Origin of the sequence: Paraburkholderia sp. J41 (assembly GCF_905220235.1) — a bacterium.
GTDB lineage: Bacteria > Pseudomonadota > Gammaproteobacteria > Burkholderiales > Burkholderiaceae > Paraburkholderia.
This window is the reverse complement of sequence record NZ_CAJMZE010000009.1, coordinates 212,728-234,018: the sequence shown is the minus strand read 5'-3', so window position 1 is coordinate 234,018 and position 21,291 is coordinate 212,728. Positions and strand designations below refer to the sequence as shown.

Sequence of the window (21,291 nt, the reverse complement as noted above, 5' to 3'; positions counted from 1 at the left end):
GAGGACGCGCTCTTGAAGATTCCCGCTCATGCCCCGCTGCATCTGCTGCACCAGGCGACCGCCGGCGCGCTCGCCACGCATTCGCGCGAGCCGCTTGGCTTTCCCTATCCCACCTTGCTGCCGTTCGCGCCGGACGCGCGCCACCGGCCCGTGATTCTCGTGAGCCGGCTGGCCGAGCACACGCGCAATCTGGGCGCCGATCCGCGCGCCGGCTTTCTGGTTTCGCACGGCCACGAGCGCGACGTGCTGAACGCGCCGCGCGCCACGCTGATCGGCCGTTTCGCGCCGGTCGAAGCCGCCGCGCAGGCAGCGACGGCGCGCCGCTACCTGCGCTATCACGCCGGGGCCGAGCGCTATCTGGCGCTGGGCGACTTCACGTTCTGGACGATGCGCACGGAGCGCCTGCGGTATATCGGCGGCTTCGGCGCGATGGGTTGGATGGATGCCGCCGACCTCGACGCGCTCGAACCGCTCGGCGACGAAGAGGAAACCGAGCTGGTGCGCTTCTTCGAAACGCATCCCGCGCGGCCGGACGCCTTGCATCTGGCGGGCGTCGATTGTTATGGCGCCGATCTCATAACGGAAAATGGTTTGCGCACGCGCTTTATTTTCGAAGCGCCGCAAACGGATTACTCATCCTTGCACGCCGTGCTCACCGACTGTATCGAACGCCATATCGTCTGACGGTATTTTTCGAACATAAGGTACGACGAACCGCCAATCCTTGAATCGGCGATCGCGAAACAGCGCGAAAAGCGATGCGCGAGAGCTTTCAATTGCGAAATGTTTTCATGCGATGAAATGTTATGTCGTTCGTGGACCATTTAATTTCATGCGCTGCTAATTATGCGAAGACGTTTTATCAGGACAAAAGTCACATTTAGTAAAAATACCGATTTGCACCCAATGAGAGTGAGTTAGCCGCGTGTAGCAATCTGTGCGGATTCGAAATCAGGGTTTAATATTTTTATTGCTCGCTCGCATCCCGGCATTCGATTTTGTGTTAATCTCGCCACCGATTTCCGAGGCATGTATCTATCAATCGGCATACTGGCGCGAGACCGGTAACCATTTACGATCAAACCACAAGGGCACCTATGTCTTCCTACAAGGAACTCCTCGCTCAGCGAGAAAAGCTGGAGAAGCAGATTGAAGAGGCGAAGGCACGCGAATATGCCGAGGTCCTCGATGAAATCAAGCAGAAAATGGCCGACTACGGCATTACGCTCGCCGAACTCGGCGGCGGCCGCGCCAGCGCCAAGGCGGCAAAAGCGGCCAGCCGCTCGCGCGCCAGCGTCGCGCCGAAATATCGCGATCCCGACAGCGGCAGCACCTGGTCGGGCCGCGGCAAGCCGCCGCGCTGGATTGCCGGTCAAGACCGCGACCGCTTCCTGATTCAGAAGTAAATCGCCCAAAGTCAATCCCGCGGCCGCCGTGCAGCGGGTTGGGGCGTCGCAGTCGGGCGGATCGACCGCATCCGTCAGGCAAAGGCCGCGCAGTCGGGGGACGCGCGGCTTTTTGTATTTCCGGCGTGCGCAATGCGCGTAATTGAAATGCAAATACGACGCGTTCTTGTAGTTGACTGATTTAAAAGAGATTTTTAGGGTTATCTGCAAAATAGGCGGATGCCGCGCTTACAATCACGGTTATTCCCCTATTTTTTGCTCGCGCGCATGAATGCTTCCGCCGCTGCTTTATCGGATAAACACGAGGTGGCGCGCCGGACCACGTGGATCAGTGTGGCTGTCAATTCCGTGCTCGTGGTGTTGCAAATCGCTGTCGGCGTGTTTGCGCATTCGCAGGCGTTGGTCGCGGACGGCGTTCATTCGCTTGCCGACGTAGTTTCGGATTTCGTCGTATTGCTCGCCAATCGCCATAGCGGCGCAAAACCGGACGCCGATCACAACTACGGCCATTCCCGTTATGAAACGGTTGCTTCATTATTCCTCGGCGGATTATTGATCGCGGTCGGCGTGGGCATGCTGGCGCGCGCCGGAACGCGTATTGCCAATCTCGGCGAAATTCCGCCGGTGCATTTGAGCGCGTTAATCGTCGCGCTGCTCGTGCTGGTTTCCAAGGAAGGACTGTTTCGCTACCTGCTGCGCGAGGCGCATCGCGTGCGCTCGGCCATGCTGATCGCCAATGCGTGGCACGCGCGCTCCGACGCGGCGTCGTCGCTCGTGGTCGCGCTCGGCATCGTGGGGTCGCTCGCTGGCGTGCGGCTGCTCGACCCGATCGCGGCGGCCATTGTCGGCTTCATGGTCGCGCGCATGGGCTGGGTGTTCGGCTGGGACGCCTTGCAGGATCTTTCCGATCGCGCGCTCGACGAGGCCGCGGCCGCCGACCTGCGCGCGCTGCTGGTGGCCACGCCGGGCGTGCGCGACGTACACGGCATGCGCACGCGCAAGACGGGCGACCTCGCGCTCGTCGACGCGCACGTGCTGGTCGATCCGTGGATTTCGGTTTCGGAAGGCCACTACATCGCCGAAACGGCGCGCACGCGCCTGCTCACCGATGCGCGCGTGCTCGACGCGCTGATCCACGTCGATCCCGAGGACGACATGCACGTGCGCTCGGTCGCGAACCTGCCGCCGCGCGAGAAGGTGGCCGCGCAACTGCGCGAGGCGCTGGCGGCGCACGGCGTGCGGACGAAGGACATCACGCTCCACTACCTGAGCACCGGCATCGCGGTTCAACTGACGCTCGCCGGCGCCGAGGACGTGCCGCGCCTTGCCGCCGTCGATCTCGACACGTTGTGCGCGCAGGCGGGCGCGGTGCGTCTGGACGTGCTACAGCCCGTCGATCGACGGATTGTCAAATTGGGCGGTTAAGCTGAATGGGAAGGCGCCGTGAAGGCGCGCCGTGTGGGCGATTACAGCGGCAACTGCGTATCGAACTTGATTTCGCGCAGCACGACGCTCGTGCGTACCTGCGCCACCGCGGGAATGCGGAAGATGCGCTCGTGCAAAAACGCGTCGTAGGCCTTGATGTCGGGCGCGACGATCTTGAGGATGTAGTCCGATTCGCCCGTGGTGCTGTAACACTCGGTGACTTCCGGGCAGGTGGCGATCTCGCGCTCGAAGGCTTCGACGCCGCCTTCGGTGTGACGCGTGAGATGAATATGCGCGAGCGCGCAGACGTGCAGGCCCAGCTTTTCGCGATCGAGCAGCGCCGTGTAACGCTGGATCACGCCCGACTGTTCCATGTCCTTGATGCGGCGCCAGCACGGCGTGCTGGAAAGCCCCACCTGATCGGAAATTTCCTGCACGGAGCGGCGCGCGTCGAGCTGTAGCAGGCGCAGGATCTTCTGAGAGAACGTATCGAGTGTCAACTGCGCCTCCATTGCGTCGCTGTATTCCCGAATAGTAGAGGCCGGGAGAACAGAACGCAATGCAAAGCGCCGCTTGCGAGGGAGATTACCTAATTTGCCGGTTCGCTCGCGGTGTTTTGCCCCGACGCGTCCCCATCGGCGTCTTGCGCGCGCAGCGCGGCCTGCTGCGTGCGCAAGTCGGCGAGCATGTTGCAGAAAAGCGCGCCTTGCTCGATGGCGTCGTCGAGCGCGACGTGCGTGTGCGGATAGTCGTCGAACCAGTGCTTCGGAAAGCGCGGCTTGATGCACTTGCGGTAGGGCAGGCCGGTCATCGCGAACGCGAGCGTCTTGATGTCGAGCGCCGACCACGAAAACGGGCAGCGCCCCGCGAAGCGCATCATGTACCAGAACATGAAGGTGAAGTCGAAGCCGGCCGGCATGGCCACGAACACGGGCTTGCCGGGCAGCGCCTCCACCCATTCGACATAGGCTGCGAGCGCCTTCGCCGGATCTTGCAGGTCGGTGCGGCACGCGGCCCACGCCTCGGGCTGCGTTTCCCACCACGCGGCCTGCAAGGGATGCGGCGCGGCGCCGTCGAGGGTCGCGAGATTGGCCGAAAAGGTGGCGATCAAACGCTTGTCGGCGGTGTAGGCCGCCGAGGCGAAACTCAGCATCGAATGCGGGCCGGGAATGGGGCCGTCGGCTTCGACGTCGGTGCTGACGTAGATTTCTTCGATAGCGGTTTGATTCATCGTACGTTTCATCATCCGGGTACGTTGTCTGCGACGTAAGGGTTGCCGCGGCGCTCCTCGCCGAAGGTCGAAACCGGGCCGTGACCCGGCACGAACATGACGTCGTTGCCGAGCGGCCAGAGCTTTTCGCGGATCGAGCGAATCAAGTCCGCGTGATTGCCGCGCGGAAAGTCGGTGCGGCCGATCGAGCCCGCGAACAGCACGTCGCCGACCAGCGCGACGCGGTGCCGGCGGCTGAAGAAAATCACGTGGCCCGGCGTGTGGCCCGGGCAGTGATAAACCTCGAGTTCCTCCTCGCCGAAGCGCACGGTGTCGCCGTCATGCAGCCAGCGCGTGGGCTCGAACGCCTGCGCGTGGCCGAAACCGAAGCGCACGCTCTGTTCCGGCAGCATGTCGATCCAGAAGCGCTCGTCCTCCTGCGGTCCTTCGATCGGCACGCCGTATTTGTCGGCCAGCGTTTTCGCACCCGCGCAGTGATCGACGTGACCGTGCGTGAGCAGCACCTTTTCGAGTTGCACGCCCTGCGCTTCCAGCTCGGCTTCGATACGGTCGAGGTCGCCGCCGGGATCGACGACGGCGGCGCGGCGCGTGGCTTCGTCGACGAGCAGCGAGCAGTTTTGCTGGAACGGCGTGACGGGAATCAGCGTGACTTTCATGCGATGAATTCGTGGGTTCGCGGCGGCCGCCGCGACATTCGCGCGGCGTTCGCGCGGTTTGGTGTTTGTCGCGCCGCGGCGCGTGGCCTGGACGGATTGGGCCGGATTCGGCCGCAAGAGTTCGATTGTACCGGCGCGCTCGCGGCGGCGCCGAGGCGCCTTTTGGGGCGGCGCGAATCCCTTGTCATACAAGGCCCGAGAGGGGATGGGTCGCGCTGCTTTGTTACGCGAATAGTCAGAAATGATGGAGATTTCCGGGCGGCTTCGGTGCGAAGAATTACTTTTGGGTATAATGCGGCCCAACATGCACGGTTTCCCGTGCTTTCACTGGGTGATGCGACCCGCGCAGTAAAAAGAGGTCGGATGCATCACCGTCAAGCAGTGCCGTCGTTGGAGGCTGGCTAAACAGGCTGCCTTACAAGATGGCAAATCAGGTGTCGATCATTTCGATGCCGCACGTCTTGCCCAGCCAGGCGCCGCGCGCCTGCTACGGCCTACATGCCGTGACGCTGGGTGGGGCCTACGCCGCCGTTCCTGTGCGCCGTGTGTTTCCGGCGCGCGCGAATGCGTCATCGCGTTCGATGGCGGCATGTGGGGTCTGGTCAGGCTGCCGGGGACAGGCTGTGCCAGACGTGAAAGATAACTAGCGGTTAGCGGCTGATAGGGCTGCATCCGGGCATTGGCACGCGCTCGTCCATTTTCTTTTCGGCGAGCGAAGGCGAAGTCATGCCCGCGACCGCCGAAGCCATCTGACAGAGCGCACGCAGTGTGCTCGGTCGGCTTCGAACAGAGATGAGCTTATGAATTTCAGTTTGACTCGACGACGTTTCGGGAGTCTCCTGGCCGTATCCGTGCTGGCCGGTTGCGCCATGCCGCCCGGTCCGCAGAACCAGGCCGCAAACGACGCGCTGAGCACGAAGAACACGGCTTTCGCCGCGCCGCAGAGCTACGGCTCGGCGCTGGCCGCGCTGCCCGCATCGGGCACCGCCAACGACAAGTCCCTCGCGGACGCGCAGCCGATCGACGAAAACAGCCCGGACGTCCATTCGTTCCACCAGACCGGCCGCGCTTCGTGGTACGGTCGCGCGTTCCACGGCCGCAAGACCGCGAGCGGCGAGCGCTACAACATGGAAGCGATGACCGCCGCGCACCGCACGCTGCCGCTCGGCTCCTACGTGCGCGTGAGCCTCGCGGGCACGTCGAAGTGGGTCGTGGTGAAGATCAACGACCGCGGCCCGTTCGCGCGCGGCCGCATTCTCGACCTTTCGTATGCCGCCGCAAAAATCCTCGGCGTGCAGCACGCGGGCACCGCGAAGGTCACGATCGAAGGTCTTTCGCGCCAGCAAGCCAAGGCCGCTCAGGCCGAAATGGTTGCGGCGAACGGCAACGTCGACAACTGATCGCGCCCGTTGCGCCGATCGCGTGGCGCGCCGTGTTTGCGCCGCGTACAGGAAGGGCCGCTCTCGGGCGGCCCTTTTGCATTTCTGCGCATTCCTGCGCATTCCTGCACTTCTGCACTTCGTATTTCCGTGCTTCCTTCGCCGGCGAGTCTCACTCGCCGGCTTCGTCCTCGTCCTCGCCCTTCAACTCGAGCGCGCGCGCGTAGAGCGCGTTGCGCGATGCGCCCGTGAGCGCCGCCGCCAGCTTCGCCGCGCTTTTTACGGGCACTTCCTGAAGCAGCGTGCGCAGCAGCGCGTCGTGATCGGCTTCGCCTTCGGGCTGCGCGCTCGCGCCTTCCACGACCAGCACGAACTCGCCGCGTTGACGGTTCGCGTCGGCGGCAAGCCACGTTGGCCCTTCGGCCAGGGTGCCGCGCCACAGCGCTTCGTGTAGCTTCGTCAGTTCGCGGGCGATCAACAGCTTGCGCGCGGGACCGAACGCATCGGCGAGCGCCTGCACGGTTTCTACGATGCGATGCGGCGCCTCGTAGAACACCATTGCATGCGCGTGCGTGGCGAGCGCCTGGAGCGCCGTCGCGCGTTGCTTCGGCTTGGGCGGCAAAAAACCGAGGAAGGTGAACGTCGACACCCAGTCGCCCGCGGCCGAAAGCGCGGTTGCGAGCGCGCTTGCGCCGGGCAGCGGCACGACGTTGAAGCCGGCTTCGCGCACGGCGTCGACGAGTTTCGCGCCGGGGTCGGAAATGCCGGGCGTGCCGGCGTCGGACACGCATGCCACGCGCTCGCCCGCGCGCAGGAAGTCGATCACGCGTTGCGCGGCCTCGCGCTCGTTGTGCTCGTGTACGGCAACGAGCGGCTTGGAAATGCCGTAGCGCGCGAGCAGCGTGCCGGTGTTGCGCGTGTCCTCGGCGCAGATGCGATCGACGAGACCGAGCACGTGCAGCGCGCGCACGGTGACGTCGGCGAGATTGCCGATGGGCGTTGCCACGACATACAGCGTGGCGGCCGGGTAGTGCTGGGTTTGCGCGAGTTCGAAAACGGACGAATGCGACGAGGAGGACGTCATGACACGGAGCGCGCGAGCGCAGGCAAGGAGGCCGACATTGTGCCACGCTGAAGCGGGCGCGCCCGAGGGAAGCGGCGCGGGTGAATCGTCGGGGGAATCGCGGCGCGAAGGTTTGGGCGCGCGCGCGCGGGGGCTGCACGCGCCGCAGACGCCACAAGCGCCGCATGTGCCGCGAATGTCGCAAACCGCGCCGATGCCGCGAGTGGCGCGAGTGGCGCGGATACCGCAAGCGTTACGGACGCCGCTAACGCCGCATGTGCCGCAAACGTCGCAAACGTCGCAAACGCCGCAAACGCCGCAAACGCCGCAAACGCCGCAAACGTCGCAAACGTCGCAAACGTCGCAAACGTCGCAAACGTCGCAAACGTCGCAAACGTCGCAAACGTCGCAAACGTCGCAAGCGCCGCATGTGCTGCGAATGTCGCAAACCGCGCCGATGCCGCAAGTGGCGCAAGTGGCGCGGATACCGCAAGCGTTACGGACGCCGCTAACGCCCCAAACATCGCAAGCCTCACCAATCCCGCCGATGCCGCGAGCGCCGCAAGCCCCACGCTCGCCGATCGACGAACCCGCGCATGCCCACAACTTTTCCCCATGTGCCCGGTCCAACGGCGCAAGCAATGCGTCGAGGCGGCGCGCGATCGGTGCGCGTTTCGAGTCGCACGCGCTCGCATTCCTGCGGCGCGAAGGATGCGAGAGCGTCGCGCGCAACGTGTGCTGCCGCGGCGGGGAACTCGATCTCGTCGTGCGCGAGCCCGACGGCACGCTCGTGTTCGTGGAAGTGCGCGCGCGAGCGCGGCCCGAATTCGGCGGCGCGGCGGCAAGCGTCGGCTGGCGCAAGCAACAGCGCGTGCTGCGCGCGGCACGCCATTTCCTGTCGACGATGTGCGTGAGCGGCGGGCGCGATAGGCCGATGCCCGCGTGCCGCTTCGACGTGATCGCGTTCGAAAGCGGACGGCTCGTGTGGCTGCGCGACGCGTTTCGCTTCGACGCGGGCGAAGCATGAAAGGGCGCGAAAACGTCCGCAAAAATCGCCGTTGGAAAAGGACCGTTGAAAATAACGGCGCGCGAGTGCGCTAAACTTGCGGCACGCCGCATCCCTGCGGACGATTCGCGATACCCGCAGTAAAGATTAGAGAGTCGATGTCCGTCGAACGCATTCAACAGCACTTCCGCGACAGCGCCGCCTTGGCGCTCGCGGCCATGGAAACCCTGGCGGTCCCGGTTGCCGCCGCGGTCGACACGATGTTCGCCGCGCTGGCGAACAGCAACAAGATCCTCGCTTGCGGCAACGGCGGTTCGGCTGCGAACGCGCAGCAGTTCGCCGCCGAACTGATCGGCCGTTTCGAGCGCGAACGCCCCGGCTTGCCCGCGCTTGCGTTGACCACCGACGCTTCGGTGCTCACCGCCGTCGCGAACGATTATGCCTACGAGCAGGTGTTCGCGAAGCAGGTGCGCGCGCTCGGCCAGCCCGGCGACGTGCTGCTCGCCCTCACCACTTCGGGTAATTCGGCGAACGTGCTTGCCGCGATCGAGGAAGCGCACGAGCGCGAAATGATCGTGATCGCGCTCACGGGCAAGGGCGGCGGCGAAGTGAGCGCCGCGCTCGCCGACACCGACATCCATTTGTGCGTGCCGGGCGATCGCACGGCGCGCATCCAGGAAGTGCATCTTTTAGCCATCCATTGCCTGTGCGACGGCATCGACGCGATGCTGCTGGGCGACGACTGACACCGCAGGACCACGAGAGGGAACGTTGATGAGCAGATACGGCATGACGCGCGCGCTGGCCCGAACCACGCTGACGATCGGCTTTGCGGCCTCGCTGTGCGCGAGCCTTCAGGGCTGCTTTCTGGCGCTTGCCGGCGCCGCGGGCGGCACGGCGCTGGTCGCCACCGACCGGCGCACGGTGGGTTCGCAAACCGAGGACCGCGAGATCCAGGTGAAGGCGATCGCCGATATCGGCAAGAACCTGCCCGACGCGGCGCACGTGAACGTGGCCGTGTTCAACCAGCGCGTGCTGCTCACGGGTGAAGTCCCCGACGAAGCGTCGAAGCAGAAGGCCGAAAGCGTCGTGCGCGCGGTGACGAACGTCGAATCGATCGTCAACGGGCTGACGGTCGCGCCCGCGAGTTCGTTCTCCGACCGCGCCAACGATTCGTATCTCGAAGGCCGCGTGAAGGCCGAGCTGATCGCCTACAAGGACATCTCGGCGAACAACTTCAAGGTGGTGAGCGAGCGCGGCACGGTGTACCTCATGGGACTCGTGACCCCGCGCGAAGGCGACATTGCCGCCGACGCGACGAGCAAGGTGATGGGCGTCGTGCAGGTCGTGAAGTGCTATCAGTACATCAAGCCGGAGCAGGCGGCAGTGGCGAACGCGGCCGCCGCAAGCGCGCCCGTGGCGCCCGCGCCCAGCGCCGACGAGGCGACGGTGGGCGCGGTGCCGGATTCGGGCGTGAGTTCGCGTCCGATCGAACATCAGGCGCCCGCGCCGGTGACCAATTCCACGACGACGCGCGGTAATTCGGGGGCGCTGTGATGCGGAATTTGGCCGTTGTGGCGATGCTGGCCATCTTGGGCGGGGCTTCGGTTCCCGCGTTGGCGGCTTCGGCCGTTTCCCCGGTTTCTCCCGTTTCCGCCGCGGATGGGACGGCGATCGCCAGCCGCAATGCCTGCATGGGCTGCCATGCCGTGGATCGCAAGCTCGTCGGGCCTTCGTTCAAGGACATCGCCGCGAAATACAAGGGCGATGGCGGCGCGCAGGCGAAGCTGGAGAAGAAGGTCCGCGACGGCGGATCGGGCGTTTGGGGCGCGATTCCGATGCCCTCGCACCCCGCAATGAGCGCTGCGGATATCCATACTGTCGTGGCCTGGGTGCTGGCAGGCGCGCCTTCCAAATAATTTTTGCCTTATTTTGCCTTATGCCAGGTTTTGGGCTTGGCAAGTATTATTTGGGGTGTGTAGAATCAAAGGCTGATTGGGGCGGTAGCTCAGCTGGGAGAGCGTCGCGTTCGCAATGCGAAGGTCGGGAGTTCGATCCTCCTCCGCTCCACCAAGAACATGCTTCAAGAAGTTCGGTGAAATCCTGAAACCCGCGTAGCTATAAAGCTTCGCGGGTTTTTTGTTTCTGCCACCACCCGCCGACATCCGCCAATAGCTGCGCCAATCGGCAAAAACGCTTGAACGGCAATCCCACTCAGCCCGCACGTCCAATCCGCAAACCGCGCCGCCGACACAGCCAGTCAACGCAATCTCACTCACTCCCCACCGCTCGCCTCGACCAGCTTCCCCAACAGCACCAGCGACTCCTGCCAGCCGAGATAACAAGCCTCGGCCGGAATCACCTCAGGAATGCCTTCCTGCACCACATGCATTTCCGTGCCGCAAAAAACCTCGCGGAATTCAACCGTCGTCTGCATGACGCCAGGCAAATTCGCATCGTCGAATACGCCCGTGTAGCGAATGCGCGTAGGCGGCACGAGTTCGAGATATTCGCCGCCGAACGAGTGGCTCAGCCCGGTCGCGAAGTTCGTAAACGACATGCGATAGCGCCCACCCGCCTGAGCGTCGAGTTGATGAACGGTGGCGGTGAATCCGTTTGGCGGCAGCCATTTCACGAGCGCGGCGGCGTCGAGGAATGCGCGATAAATGCGCTCGGGCGTTGCGCGCAGCACGCGATGAAGGCGAACGGCGTTCGTGGGCATGGCGAGTCTCCTCGGGGCGAATCGTAAGAGCTATCTCGCCATGGTAGGCGTTGCGGCGCGTTCTGCATCGGCCGCGTGGCGCGGGGCAAGTGTCCTGATGATGCTCGCCGCATCGCCTACACTTTTAATCGACGACGCAAGACCCGCGGCCGCGCCCGCGCGGCAAAGGGCGGCGCGCCAACGGCACGAGACGGGAGGCACGATGAACGCTCGATCGCACGCAACGCACGAGGCGGCGAATCGCCCGCCACATCCCTCCGCCGCTCGATGCGCAAGTCCGTCCGCCAACCCGGCCCGCCATCAGATCGACTACGAAGCCTTCGAAATCCACGCGAGTGCCGAGCCGGTCGAGCCGGTCGAGCCGGTCGAGGACGGGGCGAGCCGCTACACGTACTCGGCCTACGTTTGCCATCCCGGCGCGGACGTCGCGCTGCCGGGCCACACGGTTCCGTTTCATTCGAGCGGCGACGAAAGCTTTGGCAGCGAAGCCGACGCCATCGACGAAGCCCTGCACGTCGGCCGCAGTATCATCGACGGAACGCACCCCGATCTTTCGGTGCTCTCGCTCGTCACGCACGGCTACTGAACGCGGGGAAGGAAAACGGAAAAAGGCCCGGACCGAAGTCCGGGCAAAGCCGCCGAACCTACGGCGGCGGAGGTTTCCTTGTGCGCGTGTCGCCGCCCGTTCCACGCGGTGTTGGCGGCCGTGCTTGCCGCGGTGCTTGCAGATGGCGGCAGGTGCAGACCACGTAGGCAGGTGCAGACCACGTAGAAAGAGGCAACGAAAACGCGACGAAAACGCGACGGGCCCGCTCCCGGTGAAGGGAACGGGCCCGCGAGGCGGCGCATGGGCTGGCGATGTCGGTCAATACTCGCCAGCGCGCCGCGAAGACCGGCTTAGTTGCCGAAATAGACCGGCTTCACGTTGGGCGCGCGGCCACCGGCTTGCGAGCTGCCGTCCGTCGATGCGCCGTAGGCCGTGGCTTGGGCCGCGCCGTTTTGCTGGTTCACGCGCGCTTCGGCGGCTTGCAGGTCTTCCGGGTAGTACGGGCTCGACACGCCCGGACGGTAGCCGGCCTTTTCGAGTTGAACGAGTTCGGCGCGAACTTGCGCGCGCGTCACGGGCGCCTGGCTGGCTTGAGCGAACGAAAGCGCCGGAGCGGCGAGGACAGTAGCGGCGAGCGCGGCAGCAATCAGATTCTTCATGGTAACAACCTCCGAAAATTATGTCGTCGATTCGTAACAATCATGTCGTTCGAACCGTTGCTGACACTTTATTGCGGCGCACATCAAAGATAAATATCGCTATTCAGTAAACATCATTACTGAAATAGCGATAATCGCCCGTCGCGCCTTAATCGCCGTAAATTGGCGCCGCGCGGCGTGAGGCAAAATAAGCGGCGCGCGGTGTGCCCGCGTCCAATCAACGAAGCTCGAAGGCTCAAGGAGAATCGCCATGAATAACCGTCTCGGCCGCCAGGCGCTGATCGCCGCCGCACTCGCGGGGCTCACCACGGCCGGCGCCGGCGTTGCCCACGCGGACGACACCGTGCAGTGCTACGGCGTGGCCACGGCCGGCCACAACGACTGCGCGAGCAAGACCGGCGTACACGATTGCGCGGGCGAAGCCAAGGTCGACCACGATAAGGGCGACTTCAAGACCATGCCGAAGGGCAGTTGCGAAAAGCTCGGCGGCACGCCGGAAAAATGAGCGCGCACCGCCGCGTGGAGCGCGCGAGATGAGCGCGGAGAAAGCGCCGCGCGGCGTCGGCATCGGCTTGCGTCACGCGCATTACGCGGCGTTCATGGCGGCGCCGCGTGCGATGAATGGGGTCGATTGGATCGATTGCGTCGATTGGGTCGAGGTACACAGCGAGAACTACTTCGGCGACGGCGGCTACGATCTACACGTGCTCGAAACCGTGCGTCGCGATTTGCCGGTGAGTCTGCACGGCGTGGGACTCGGGCTCGGTTCGGCGGCGCCGCTCGACACGGCGCATCTCGCGAAGCTCGCGCGCCTGTGCGAACGCATCGAACCCGCCGTGGTTTCCGAACACTTGTGCTGGGGCCGTAGCGCGGCCGGCGCGTTGCACGATCTTTTGCCGATGCCGCTCACGCTCGCCACGCTCGACCACCTGAGCGCGCGCGTCGCGCAGATGCAGGACGCGCTGCGCCGCACCGTGCTGATCGAAAATGTTTCGGCCTACGTACGATTTCGCGGCGACACGCTGAGCGAAGCCGAAATGCTCGCGGCGCTCGCGCAGCGCACGGGTTGCGGCGTGTTGCTCGACGTGAACAATCTCTACGTCAATCAGCGCAATCATGGCGAGGACGCGCTTGAGGCGCTGGCGGCGTTGCCCGCGCACGTCGTCGGCGAAATTCATCTCGCGGGGCATTGCGTGACGCCGGCCGGCGTGATCGACGATCACGGCTCGCGCGTCGCGCCCGCAGTGTGGACGCTGTACGAAGCGGCGCTCGATCGCTTCGGCGCGACGCCGACGCTCGTCGAATGGGACACCGACGTGCCCGCGCTCGATGTGCTGCTCGACGAAGCGCGGCTTGCCCGCGAGCGTCTTGCGCGTCGTTTGCCGCCTGCGCGTGCGACGGAAAACGCATGATTAGGCGCGGAACGGCGGAAGCGGCGGAAGCGGCGGAAGCGGCGGAAGCGGCGGAAGCGGCGGAAGCGCAAGAGGCGGAAGCGGCGGAAGCGCAAGAGGCGCAAGAAGCGCAAGAAGCGCAAGAAGCGCAAGAAGCGCAAGAGGCGCAAGAGGCGCAAGAGGCGCAAGAGGCGCAAGAGGCGCAAGAAGCACCAGAAGCACAAGAGGCGCTCGCCCCATTCGCCAACGCCCAACACGCCTTCGCCACGGCACTCGACGATGCCTCCGCCGACCCTTCGCTAGAACATCTCCTGTTCCCGGCTGACGCCGCGCTGTTGCACACGCGCCTCGGGCTTTATCGCGGCAACGTTCGCGCGGCGCGGCGGCGTGCGCTCGCAGGCGCGTATCCGGTGCTCGCCGCGCTCACCGGCGAAACGTATTTCGACGCGCTGGCGCTGGCCTACGCGCGCGCCCACGCGCCGCACGACGCCGATCTGAACCGCTTCGGCGCGGCGCTGGCGGACTTCATCGCGCGCTACGAAACCGACGCGCGCTACGCCTGTTTCGCCGACGTCGCGCGGCTCGAATGGGCGCTGCACGTCGCGGCGTTCGCGGCCGACGCCGCGCCGTTGAGCGCGGCGCAATGGCAGTCGATCGGCGCTCCGCGTCTGGCGCAGGCGCGCCTTGCCGTGCATCCCGCGTGCGCGGCGCTGGCGCTGCGTTTCGACGCGCCCGCGATCTGGCGCGCGCATCAGCCGGGCGGCGCATGGCCCGCCCGCATCGACGCGCCCGCGTGGGCGCTCGTCGTGCGGCCGCAATGGCGCGCCACCGTGATCGCGCAAACGCAGGCCGCGCATGCGGCGTTCGTCGCGCTGCACGAAGGCGCGTCGCTCGATGCGGCGCTGGCGCAGGCGTTTAACGTCGATCCCGCGTTCGATTTCGGCGCAACGTGGCGCGCGTGGATCGACGCCGGCGCGATCGTCGGATTGATCGACGATTGAACTCGCGGCGGCAAATTCCGCAAGCGAGCGTCATGAGTGATCCGGCCGATATTGCGTCGATAAAATTACCCGGGTAAAATTCGTGATCTCATACGATTCAACAGGAAAGCCATGACGGCAGCTCCCAGCGTCACCGCGTTCGCGGGCGCACAACTGATCGCGCGCGGCGCGCCGCTTGCCGTGGCGCTTGCGGTGAAAGCGCATGCGCAACGCGACGAAAGCGCCTCGATTCTCGTTTTTGACGACCGCGACGCGCGCCCGGTCGAGTTCGATCTGCGCGGCACGAAGAAGGACATTGCGGCGCGGTATGGAGAACCGGCGCCGCAGCACGCCGCCGACGGAAGCGCGCCAGTAGGAACCGCGCGAGAAGAAAGCGCACAAGAAAAAAGCGCGCAAGAAGAAAACGCACAAGAAAAAAGCGCGCAAGAAGAAAGCGCGCCGCGCGGCCGCGGGCGTCCGAAGCTGGGCGTGGTGGCGCGCGAAGTCACGCTGCTGCCGCGTCATTGGGACTGGCTCGCGGCGCAGCCGGGCGGCGCTTCCGTGGTACTGCGGCGGCTCGTGGACGGTGCGCGCCACGCAAGCGAGGCGCGCGAGCGCCGGCGTCTGGCGCAGGAAGCGGCGCATCGTTTCATGACGGCGCTGGCGGGCAATCTGCCGGACTACGAAAACGCGTTGCGCGCGCTTTACGCGGGCGAGCGCGCGCGTTTCGAAACGTCGATGGCCGCGTGGCCCGAAGGCGTGCGCGAGTACGCGCGCGAACTGGCGGCGGACGCGTTCGAATGAGCGGCGGAAAAGCAGGAAGCGCGAGGCAAAAAAAAACCGCTCGAGCTGGAGAGCAGGAGCGGAGAAGTCGGAGAGTTTACAACTTACAACCTCTGCATGAACTGTCATGGGGTCACGCAGCAAGGAAAGTGTAGGGAGAGCCTTACGCCGGTGAAATAGGAGAAGTCTTAAACTGCGTCGCGGCGTGTCGCGCAAGCCCGCAAATACGATCAGTCGGGCGACGCACACGCTGCTTGCCACGCCGATTCCGGCTCCGTACACTCGCGCCTGATTTATATCAACGGCCGCCGCCGCGCAGCTTCGGGCTCCGCGGGCTCGCGCGCCAATAAAACAGAACCCGATCCGCGAGAGGAGCCCCGATGTCCGATTCTTATTTCCCCCGCTGGCGCGCGCAAACGGGCGACGTCAAAAGCGTCGTCGCGCCCGACGAGCGTCTTGCCTGGCCGCAGATGTTCGCGATGGGCGTGCAGCACGTGGTCGCCATGTTCGGCTCGACCGTGCTTGCGCCGCTGCTGATGGGCTTCGATCCGAACCTTTGCATCTTCATGTCGGGCATCGGCACCTTGCTGTTCTTTTTCGTCGTGGGCGGGCGCGTGCCGAGCTATCTCGGCTCCAGCTTCTCGTTCATCGGCCTCGTGATCGCGGTGACGGGCTACGCCGGCCACGGTCCGAACCCGAACATTGCGCTCGCGCTCGGCGGCATCATCGCGTGCGGCGTGGCGTATGCGGTGATCGGGCTCGTCGTTTCGGCGGTCGGCACGAAGTGGATCGAAACGCTGATGCCGCCCGTCGTCACCGGCGCGATCGTTTGCGTGATCGGACTGAATCTCGCGCCCATCGCCGTGAAGGGCGTGAGCGGCTCGCAGTTCGATTCGTGGATGGCCATCGTCACCGTGCTGTGCGTGGGCGGCGTGGCCGTGTTCACGCGCGGCATGCTGCAACGGCTCCTGATCCTCGTCGGCCTGATCATCGCTTACGTGATTTATGCGATCGTCACGAACGGCATGGGCCTCGGCAAGCCGATCGACTTCTCGATCGTCGCGAACGCCGCATGGTTCGGTCTGCCGAAGTTCACCGCGCCCGCGTTCGACGCGCATGCGATGGCGCTGCTCGTGCCCATCGCCGTGATCCTCGTCGCGGAAAATCTCGGCCACATCAAGGCCGTTTCGGCGATGACGGGCTACAACCTCGACCGCTACATCGGCCGCGCGTTTCTCGGCGACGCGATCGCGACCATCGTTTCGGGCTTCGCGGGCGGCACGGGCGTGACGACCTACGCGGAAAACATCGGCGTGATGGCGGTGACGAAAATCTATTCGACGCTCGTGTTCGTGATCGCCGCGCTGATCGCGCTCGTGCTGGGTTTCTCGCCGAAGTTCGGCGCCGTGATCCAGACGATTCCGGGCCCGGTGCTGGGCGGCGTGTCGATCGTCGTGTTCGGGCTGATCGCGGTGACGGGCGCGCGCATCTGGGTCGTCAACAAGGTGGACTTCTCGGACAACCGCAATCTGATTGTCGCGGCCGTCACGCTCGTGCTGGGCGCGGGCGACTTCTCGCTCAGGCTCGGCGGCTTCGGTCTGGGCGGCATCGGCACCGCGACCTTCGGCGCGATCATTCTGTACGCGCTCTTGCGCAGGAAGCCCGCGCAGCAAGCGGCGGTGTGAGCGTCGATTGAGGTTGCGCGCGCGAGGTAGGCGCGGCGCGGTTGGCATGCGCGCGGCGACGGGGTTCCGTCCCGCGCGTTTTTGTTTGCGGCGCGCGCGGCTTGGCCGCGAACTGTCGATAAATGTCGATAAGGAATCGCCGCGCCGCGTCGGCCGGGGAGGAATCCGTCGATAAACGATCAGCGGATGGAAATCGGCGGACGGTAATCAGCGGACGGCAATCAGCGGACGGCAATCAGCGGACGGAAATCGGCGGACGGCAATCGGCGGACGGCAATCCGCAGACGGCAATCCGCAGACGGCAATCCGCAGACGGCAATCCGCAGACGGCAATCAGCAGACGGCAATCCGCAGACGGCAATCCGCAGACGGCAATCAGCGGACGGCAATCAGCGGACGGCAATCAGCGGATGACATCAGCGGACGGCATCGGCAGACGGCAATCAGCGGACGGCAATCGGCGAACAACAATCAGCCGATGGCAATCCCGGCGCTTACGTGCGATTGCGTCCGCGCGAGGTCATCGCGGTTTCGGCGAGATCGACCTCGCGCATCAGCTTGGAGAGCGTTTCGTCGTTGATGCGCAGGTGATTGCGCAGCGCGAGCAGCGTCGCGCGCTCGGCGCGCATGCCCGCGAGCCGCATCTCCACTTCGAGCGCTTCGGCGCGGCGCGCGTGGGCGCTGCGGTCGCGGTCGGCGTCGAGCGAGGCGAGCCGGCGGCGATAGCCGTCCATCACGCGCGCGGTGACGTCGGCGGCATAGGCGGCTTCGGTTTCGTCGAGCTGCCCGGTGGCCTTTTCGTGGACGGCGTCGACGGCGCGAATCGCGGCTTGCGCCGCCTGCACGCGCGCCGCGCGCTCCTCCGCCGCCTGCGGCCCGTGCACCGCGCTGCGCCGCACGCCGCGCAGCAGCAGCGGCAAGCCCACGATCGCCACCAGCAGCGACGCGAGTATCACGCCCGTCGCAATGAAAATGGCGCTGTCGCGGCCCGGCAGCGGCGTGCCGTTCGCGAGCGCGACGGGCAGCGAGAGCACGCCCGCGAGCGTGACCGCGCCGCGCACGCCGGCCACCGTCGTGATCGCGACGGTGCGCAGACCCGGCACCGCGTTCGACACGCCCTGACGCGCCGCGCCGCGGCTCGCGATCCAGCGCAGCAGCCACACCCACGAAAACCGCATCGCATAGAGCGCCGCGAGCACGGCCGCGATATAGCCGATGAGGCGCAGCATCTGCGCGTCGCTCGTGTGGTGCGCGTCGAGCAGCGCCTTGCCGAGAATGCCGGGGAATTGCAGGCCCAGCAGCGTGAACACCATGCCGTTGAACACGAATTCGATCATCGACCAGGTGCTCGATGCGCGCACGCGTGTCGAAACCGGGCCCGTGTGCGCGGCGCTCGTGTAGTTCATCATCATCCCGGCCGCGACGGCGGCCAGCACGCCCGAAACTTCGAGGTGGTCGGCGAAAAGATAGGCGGCGAACGGGATCAGCAGCGTGAGCACGACGCCGGGCGCGGGATCGCCGTCGTCGGTCACGTTCAGAAAGCGCGCCGAAACGAAGCTGAAAAGCCAGCCGATCGCGGCCCCCAGCGCGAGGCCGCCCGCCGCGATCAGGACGAAGCTCAGCGTGGCCGCGCGCAGCGAGAACACGCCGGTGAGCGCGGCCGCCACCGCGAACTTGAGCGCGACGAGGCCGGACGCGTCGTTCATCAATGCCTCGCCTTCGAGGATGTGCATGAGCTGCGCGGGAATGCGGTCCTTGCCGGCGATGGCCGAGAGCGCCACGGCGTCGGTGGGCGAGAGCACGGCGGCGAGCGCGAACGCGACGGGCAGCGACATCTGCGGCACGAGCCAGTGCGCGAAGTACCCGACGGCGACGACCGTGAGCAGCACGAGGCCGAGCGCGAGCATGAGAATCGCGCGGCGCTGCATGAAGAATTCGCGCTTCGGAATGCGCCAGCCGTCCGCGAACAGCAGCGGCGGAATGAACAGCGCCATGAAGATGTCGGGATCGAACGTCACGTGCGGATTCACGCGCGGCAGCGTGAGCAGCGCGCCGATGCCGATCTGCACGAGCGGGAGCGGCACTTTCACGGGCACGACGCGCACGACCACGCCCGAAACGGCGACGGCGAGCAGCAGGATGAGAACGGTGAAAAGAATGTCCATCGAAGCGAGAAAAGCGAAGTCAAGCGAAGTCGTGGGAAGCGGGCGGTCTGGCGGCGGCCCGGCGCGGCTTCGGGCATCGGCGGCACGAACGCCTTGCGGCTTTTGGGCCGCGCGCACCGCGCCGGATTTTGGCGGATGCCGAACTCGCGAGCCGGTGTTCGAGCCGCATTCGGCCGAATCGGCGCTGGGTTGGCGCTGGGTTGGCGCTGTGCCGTGGCCGCGTTAGGACCGCATTAGGACCGCGTCAGGGCCGCATTAGGACCGCGAGGGCGCCCGATTCGCGCCGCTTTCGGGCCAGATTCGGACCGCCCCAAGTCGGATTCGGGTCAGATTCGAGCCGGATTCGGGGCAAATTCGCAGCAAGGTTCGGAGGCGCATTCCGCGCGCCGCGAGGCCGCATTCAGGCCCGAAGTGTAGCCCGAGGCCGCCATGCGCCGCCGCGAAGCGCGCAGTTTTGCCGGCCGCGGCGTCGAGTCGCCCGCCGTGCCAGGCAGCCGCCGCATCGCACCAAAGCCGTTTTGATCATCAATTTCTCCGCCGACGCGCGGCGCGGATTGTCGCGTTATGTGCGCCAGCGCCGGTGCGACGGCGTCGCGAAAGGCGCATCATCGGCGCACGATAACGGTGCATGAGGTCGGGCCGCGCGCGGTGCATGGCGTGCCCAGTCCCGGCGCATGCGGCCGCATGGCGCATCGTTCGCGATGCGTACCCGATCATGGACGCAAGCGAGCACGGACCTTGCTTGAGATGGCGGCGACGCAACGGCATCGACGCATCGGCACAGGCAAAGGCAACGCCCACGGACCAACGCGCGGCGGGCGCGATCACTTGATCGCAGCGTTTTTTCGAGGCGCCAGAGGAAAGCATGATCACAGAGCAACAGGACAAACCGGCCGCGGCCCCGCACGGCTTCGATCTCAGCGTCACCTCGGGGTTGACGCGCTACAGCGCGCAACACGGCGGCCTCACGCTCACGAGCGTGTTTCAGCCCGTCTTCAGCCTCTCGCACATGCGCGCGGTGGGTTACGAGGGCTTGCTGCGCGCGCACGACGCGCTCGACCGGCCCGTTTCCGCCGCCGACGTGTTCGGCGGCGCGGCGCGCGTGGGCGAAGCGCTGCACGTGGACCGCATCACGCAAGGGCTGCATCTGGAGAATTTCGATCTGCTCGGCGCGGAGCGCGAATGGCTCTTTCTCAACGTGCATCCGGGCACCTTGATCGAGTCGTATCACACCGCCTCGCTGCTCGCGAACCTGCGGCGTCTCAATCTCGCGCCGCGCCGCGTGGTGCTCGAAGTGCTCGAGGACGAAGGCGCCGATCTCGAGGCGCTCGCGCACGCCATCGAGGACTTTCGCGCGCGCGGCTTTCTCGTCGCGCTCGACGACTTCGGCGCGGGCAATGTCGACATCGGCCGCGTGTGGCAACTGAACCCCGACATCGTCAAACTCGACCGCATCATGCTGCTGCACGCCCAGCAGCGCGCGGACCGCGCCGCCACGCTGCCCGCGCTGGTCTCGCTGCTGCACGACGCGGGCAAGCTCGTGCTGGTCGAAGGCGTGGAAACCGAGCACGAGGCGCAACTCGCGCTCGCCTGCAACGCCGACTTCGTGCAAGGCCAGTTCTTCGCGCGCCCCGCGCCGGGTCTCGCCGATGCCGCGCACGCGCAGGCCGTGATCGCCGATGCCACCGAGCGCTATCGTCAGCAGACCGAAACGCGCGAGCGCGGCACGAGCAACCGGCTCGCGCCGTATCTGCGCGCCTTCGAGCGCGCCGCCGAACGGCTTTCGGCGGGCGAGCCGCTCGAGGAAGTGTGCTGGAATTTTCTGGCGCTCGACCACGCGGCGCGCTGTTATCTGCTCGACGCGAACGGGCGCCAGGCGGGCCGCAACGTCGTGCTGCGCGTGGACCGCGCCGAACGCGATGCGCGCTTCCTGCCGCTCGAGGACGCGCAGGGCGCGAGCTGGCTGCGCCGTCCGTACTTTCGCGCGGCGCTCGCGACGCCGGGGCACGCGCACGTGACGGGGCCGTATCTGTCGATCAACGAGGCGCTGCCGTGCGTGACGCTTTCCGTGGCGGTGCCGGTGGGCGAGCGGCTGCACGTGCTGTGCGGCGACGTGGACTGGCAGGGCGGCGAGGACGAAATGGAGTGAGCGGCCGCGCAGCATGAAAGACGGCGCGCGGGTCCGATCGCGCG

22 protein-coding genes and 1 tRNA gene are annotated in these 21,291 nt (G+C 65.9%); 16 read left to right on the top strand and 7 right to left on the bottom strand.

The window, feature by feature from the left end:
- The first annotated feature begins 12 nt into the window (after positions 1-12).
- The 3 genes from U5805_RS12415 (at position 13) to U5805_RS12405 (ending at position 2,831) form a co-directional block, all read left to right on the top strand.
- Complete coding sequence (locus tag U5805_RS12415; RefSeq protein WP_322103767.1) at positions 13-684, top strand: HugZ family protein; 672 nt, start codon at positions 13-15, stop codon at positions 682-684.
- A gap of 413 nt (positions 685-1,097) precedes the next feature.
- Positions 1,098-1,406 carry an H-NS family nucleoid-associated regulatory protein gene (locus U5805_RS12410; RefSeq protein ID WP_069265202.1) on the top strand — a complete coding sequence of 103 codons (309 nt, stop codon included), beginning with the start codon at positions 1,098-1,100 and terminating at the stop codon, positions 1,404-1,406.
- A gap of 267 nt (positions 1,407-1,673) precedes the next feature.
- Positions 1,674-2,831 (top strand): cation diffusion facilitator family transporter, encoded by a 1,158-nt coding sequence (locus U5805_RS12405; RefSeq protein ID WP_322103766.1) that lies wholly within the window; start codon positions 1,674-1,676, stop codon positions 2,829-2,831.
- 41 nt (positions 2,832-2,872) lie between these two features.
- Here the strand turns inward: U5805_RS12405 and U5805_RS12400 are convergent, their stop codons facing one another.
- The 3 genes from U5805_RS12400 to U5805_RS12390 form a co-directional block, all read right to left on the bottom strand.
- Positions 2,873-3,343 (bottom strand): Lrp/AsnC family transcriptional regulator, encoded by a 471-nt coding sequence (locus U5805_RS12400; protein ID WP_174479506.1) that lies wholly within the window; start codon positions 3,341-3,343, stop codon positions 2,873-2,875.
- Between the two features lie 77 nt (positions 3,344-3,420).
- Positions 3,421-4,062: an exonuclease gene (locus tag U5805_RS12395; RefSeq protein ID WP_322103765.1), complete on the bottom strand. Its 642-nt coding sequence runs from the start codon at positions 4,060-4,062 to the stop codon at positions 3,421-3,423.
- 11 nt (positions 4,063-4,073) lie between these two features.
- Positions 4,074-4,718: an MBL fold metallo-hydrolase gene (locus tag U5805_RS12390; protein ID WP_322103764.1), complete on the bottom strand. Its 645-nt coding sequence runs from the start codon at positions 4,716-4,718 to the stop codon at positions 4,074-4,076.
- An 800-nt stretch (positions 4,719-5,518) separates the two neighbouring features.
- Between U5805_RS12390 and U5805_RS12385 the strand changes: the two genes are divergently transcribed.
- Positions 5,519-6,118, top strand: coding sequence for a septal ring lytic transglycosylase RlpA family protein (locus U5805_RS12385; protein ID WP_322103763.1), 600 nt, complete (start codon positions 5,519-5,521; stop codon positions 6,116-6,118).
- Positions 6,119-6,269: 151 nt separating this feature from the next.
- Here the strand turns inward: U5805_RS12385 and rsmI are convergent, their stop codons facing one another.
- Positions 6,270-7,181 carry a 16S rRNA (cytidine(1402)-2'-O)-methyltransferase gene (gene rsmI / locus U5805_RS12380; RefSeq protein WP_322103762.1) on the bottom strand — a complete coding sequence of 304 codons (912 nt, stop codon included), beginning with the start codon at positions 7,179-7,181 and terminating at the stop codon, positions 6,270-6,272.
- A 526-nt stretch (positions 7,182-7,707) separates the two neighbouring features.
- On the opposite strand from rsmI, the gene U5805_RS12375 reads away from it, so the two are divergent.
- The 5 genes from U5805_RS12375 (at position 7,708) to U5805_RS12355 (ending at position 10,239) form a co-directional block, all read left to right on the top strand.
- Positions 7,708-8,187, top strand: a complete 480-nt coding sequence (locus U5805_RS12375; protein WP_322103761.1) for a YraN family protein — start codon at positions 7,708-7,710, stop codon at positions 8,185-8,187.
- Positions 8,188-8,324: 137 nt separating this feature from the next.
- Positions 8,325-8,912: a phosphoheptose isomerase gene (locus U5805_RS12370; RefSeq protein WP_322103760.1), complete on the top strand. Its 588-nt coding sequence runs from the start codon at positions 8,325-8,327 to the stop codon at positions 8,910-8,912.
- A gap of 28 nt (positions 8,913-8,940) precedes the next feature.
- A complete protein-coding gene (locus U5805_RS12365; RefSeq protein WP_322103759.1) occupies positions 8,941-9,723 on the top strand; it encodes a BON domain-containing protein in 783 nt (260 codons plus the stop codon).
- Positions 9,723-10,085 carry a c-type cytochrome gene (locus U5805_RS12360; RefSeq protein ID WP_322103758.1) on the top strand — a complete coding sequence of 121 codons (363 nt, stop codon included), beginning with the start codon at positions 9,723-9,725 and terminating at the stop codon, positions 10,083-10,085. Before U5805_RS12365 ends, U5805_RS12360 begins: the two co-directional genes overlap by 1 nt.
- 78 nt (positions 10,086-10,163) lie before the next feature.
- Positions 10,164-10,239 (top strand) — tRNA-Ala (locus U5805_RS12355).
- 202 nt (positions 10,240-10,441) lie between these two features.
- Here U5805_RS12355 and U5805_RS12350 read toward each other — a convergent pair.
- Complete coding sequence (locus U5805_RS12350; RefSeq protein ID WP_322103757.1) at positions 10,442-10,888, bottom strand: SRPBCC family protein; 447 nt, start codon at positions 10,886-10,888, stop codon at positions 10,442-10,444.
- 202 nt (positions 10,889-11,090) lie between these two features.
- On the opposite strand from U5805_RS12350, the gene U5805_RS12345 reads away from it, so the two are divergent.
- A complete protein-coding gene (locus U5805_RS12345; RefSeq protein WP_415914578.1) occupies positions 11,091-11,474 on the top strand; it encodes a hypothetical protein in 384 nt (127 codons plus the stop codon).
- A gap of 311 nt (positions 11,475-11,785) precedes the next feature.
- Here the strand turns inward: U5805_RS12345 and U5805_RS12340 are convergent, their stop codons facing one another.
- The gene (locus U5805_RS12340; RefSeq protein WP_322103756.1) at positions 11,786-12,094 is read right to left on the bottom strand and encodes a DUF4148 domain-containing protein; all 309 of its coding nucleotides are present in this window, start codon (positions 12,092-12,094) and stop codon (positions 11,786-11,788) included.
- Positions 12,095-12,344: 250 nt separating this feature from the next.
- Between U5805_RS12340 and U5805_RS12335 the strand changes: the two genes are divergently transcribed.
- From U5805_RS12335 to U5805_RS12315, 5 genes are all read left to right on the top strand, one after another.
- Positions 12,345-12,599, top strand: coding sequence for a DUF2282 domain-containing protein (locus U5805_RS12335; protein ID WP_322103755.1), 255 nt, complete (start codon positions 12,345-12,347; stop codon positions 12,597-12,599).
- Between the two features lie 28 nt (positions 12,600-12,627).
- The gene (locus tag U5805_RS12330; protein WP_322103754.1) at positions 12,628-13,506 is read left to right on the top strand and encodes a DUF692 domain-containing protein; all 879 of its coding nucleotides are present in this window, start codon (positions 12,628-12,630) and stop codon (positions 13,504-13,506) included.
- A complete protein-coding gene (locus U5805_RS12325) occupies positions 13,503-14,486 on the top strand; it encodes a putative DNA-binding domain-containing protein (RefSeq protein WP_322103753.1) in 984 nt (327 codons plus the stop codon). The genes U5805_RS12330 and U5805_RS12325 overlap by 4 nt, the downstream gene beginning before the upstream one ends.
- 111 nt (positions 14,487-14,597) lie before the next feature.
- The gene (locus tag U5805_RS12320) at positions 14,598-15,269 is read left to right on the top strand and encodes a DUF2239 family protein (protein ID WP_322103752.1); all 672 of its coding nucleotides are present in this window, start codon (positions 14,598-14,600) and stop codon (positions 15,267-15,269) included.
- A 359-nt stretch (positions 15,270-15,628) separates the two neighbouring features.
- Entirely contained in the window at positions 15,629-16,933 is a 1,305-nt protein-coding gene (locus tag U5805_RS12315; protein ID WP_322103751.1) for a solute carrier family 23 protein, read from the top strand.
- A 494-nt stretch (positions 16,934-17,427) separates the two neighbouring features.
- On the opposite strand, the gene U5805_RS12310 is transcribed toward U5805_RS12315, so the two are convergent.
- Positions 17,428-19,098 (bottom strand): Na+/H+ antiporter, encoded by a 1,671-nt coding sequence (locus U5805_RS12310; protein WP_322103750.1) that lies wholly within the window; start codon positions 19,096-19,098, stop codon positions 17,428-17,430.
- Positions 19,099-19,963: 865 nt separating this feature from the next.
- Here U5805_RS12310 and U5805_RS12305 point away from each other — a divergent pair.
- Complete coding sequence (locus U5805_RS12305) at positions 19,964-21,247, top strand: EAL domain-containing protein (protein ID WP_322103749.1); 1,284 nt, start codon at positions 19,964-19,966, stop codon at positions 21,245-21,247.
- The last annotated feature ends 44 nt before the right edge of the window (positions 21,248-21,291 follow it).

Coding starts and splice junctions, on each gene's coding strand:
- U5805_RS12330 (WP_322103754.1), top strand. CDS start 12,628: ATGAGCGCGGAGAAAGCGCCGCGCGGCGTCGGCATCGGCTTGCGTCAC.
- U5805_RS12350 (WP_322103757.1), bottom strand. CDS start 10,888: ATGCCCACGAACGCCGTTCGCCTTCATCGCGTGCTGCGCGCAACGCCC.
- U5805_RS12400 (WP_174479506.1), bottom strand. CDS start 3,343: ATGGAGGCGCAGTTGACACTCGATACGTTCTCTCAGAAGATCCTGCGC.
- U5805_RS12365 (WP_322103759.1), top strand. CDS start 8,941: ATGAGCAGATACGGCATGACGCGCGCGCTGGCCCGAACCACGCTGACG.
- U5805_RS12370 (WP_322103760.1), top strand. CDS start 8,325: ATGTCCGTCGAACGCATTCAACAGCACTTCCGCGACAGCGCCGCCTTG.
- U5805_RS12320 (WP_322103752.1), top strand. CDS start 14,598: ATGACGGCAGCTCCCAGCGTCACCGCGTTCGCGGGCGCACAACTGATC.
- U5805_RS12310 (WP_322103750.1), bottom strand. CDS start 19,098: ATGGACATTCTTTTCACCGTTCTCATCCTGCTGCTCGCCGTCGCCGTT.
- U5805_RS12340 (WP_322103756.1), bottom strand. CDS start 12,094: ATGAAGAATCTGATTGCTGCCGCGCTCGCCGCTACTGTCCTCGCCGCT.
- U5805_RS12410 (WP_069265202.1), top strand. CDS start 1,098: ATGTCTTCCTACAAGGAACTCCTCGCTCAGCGAGAAAAGCTGGAGAAG.
- U5805_RS12385 (WP_322103763.1), top strand. CDS start 5,519: ATGAATTTCAGTTTGACTCGACGACGTTTCGGGAGTCTCCTGGCCGTA.
- rsmI (WP_322103762.1), bottom strand. CDS start 7,181: ATGACGTCCTCCTCGTCGCATTCGTCCGTTTTCGAACTCGCGCAAACC.
- U5805_RS12390 (WP_322103764.1), bottom strand. CDS start 4,718: ATGAAAGTCACGCTGATTCCCGTCACGCCGTTCCAGCAAAACTGCTCG.
- U5805_RS12375 (WP_322103761.1), top strand. CDS start 7,708: ATGCCGCGAGCGCCGCAAGCCCCACGCTCGCCGATCGACGAACCCGCG.
- U5805_RS12395 (WP_322103765.1), bottom strand. CDS start 4,062: ATGAATCAAACCGCTATCGAAGAAATCTACGTCAGCACCGACGTCGAA.
- U5805_RS12335 (WP_322103755.1), top strand. CDS start 12,345: ATGAATAACCGTCTCGGCCGCCAGGCGCTGATCGCCGCCGCACTCGCG.
- U5805_RS12305 (WP_322103749.1), top strand. CDS start 19,964: ATGATCACAGAGCAACAGGACAAACCGGCCGCGGCCCCGCACGGCTTC.
- U5805_RS12315 (WP_322103751.1), top strand. CDS start 15,629: ATGTCCGATTCTTATTTCCCCCGCTGGCGCGCGCAAACGGGCGACGTC.
- U5805_RS12325 (WP_322103753.1), top strand. CDS start 13,503: ATGATTAGGCGCGGAACGGCGGAAGCGGCGGAAGCGGCGGAAGCGGCG.
- U5805_RS12360 (WP_322103758.1), top strand. CDS start 9,723: ATGCGGAATTTGGCCGTTGTGGCGATGCTGGCCATCTTGGGCGGGGCT.
- U5805_RS12405 (WP_322103766.1), top strand. CDS start 1,674: ATGAATGCTTCCGCCGCTGCTTTATCGGATAAACACGAGGTGGCGCGC.
- U5805_RS12345 (WP_415914578.1), top strand. CDS start 11,091: ATGAACGCTCGATCGCACGCAACGCACGAGGCGGCGAATCGCCCGCCA.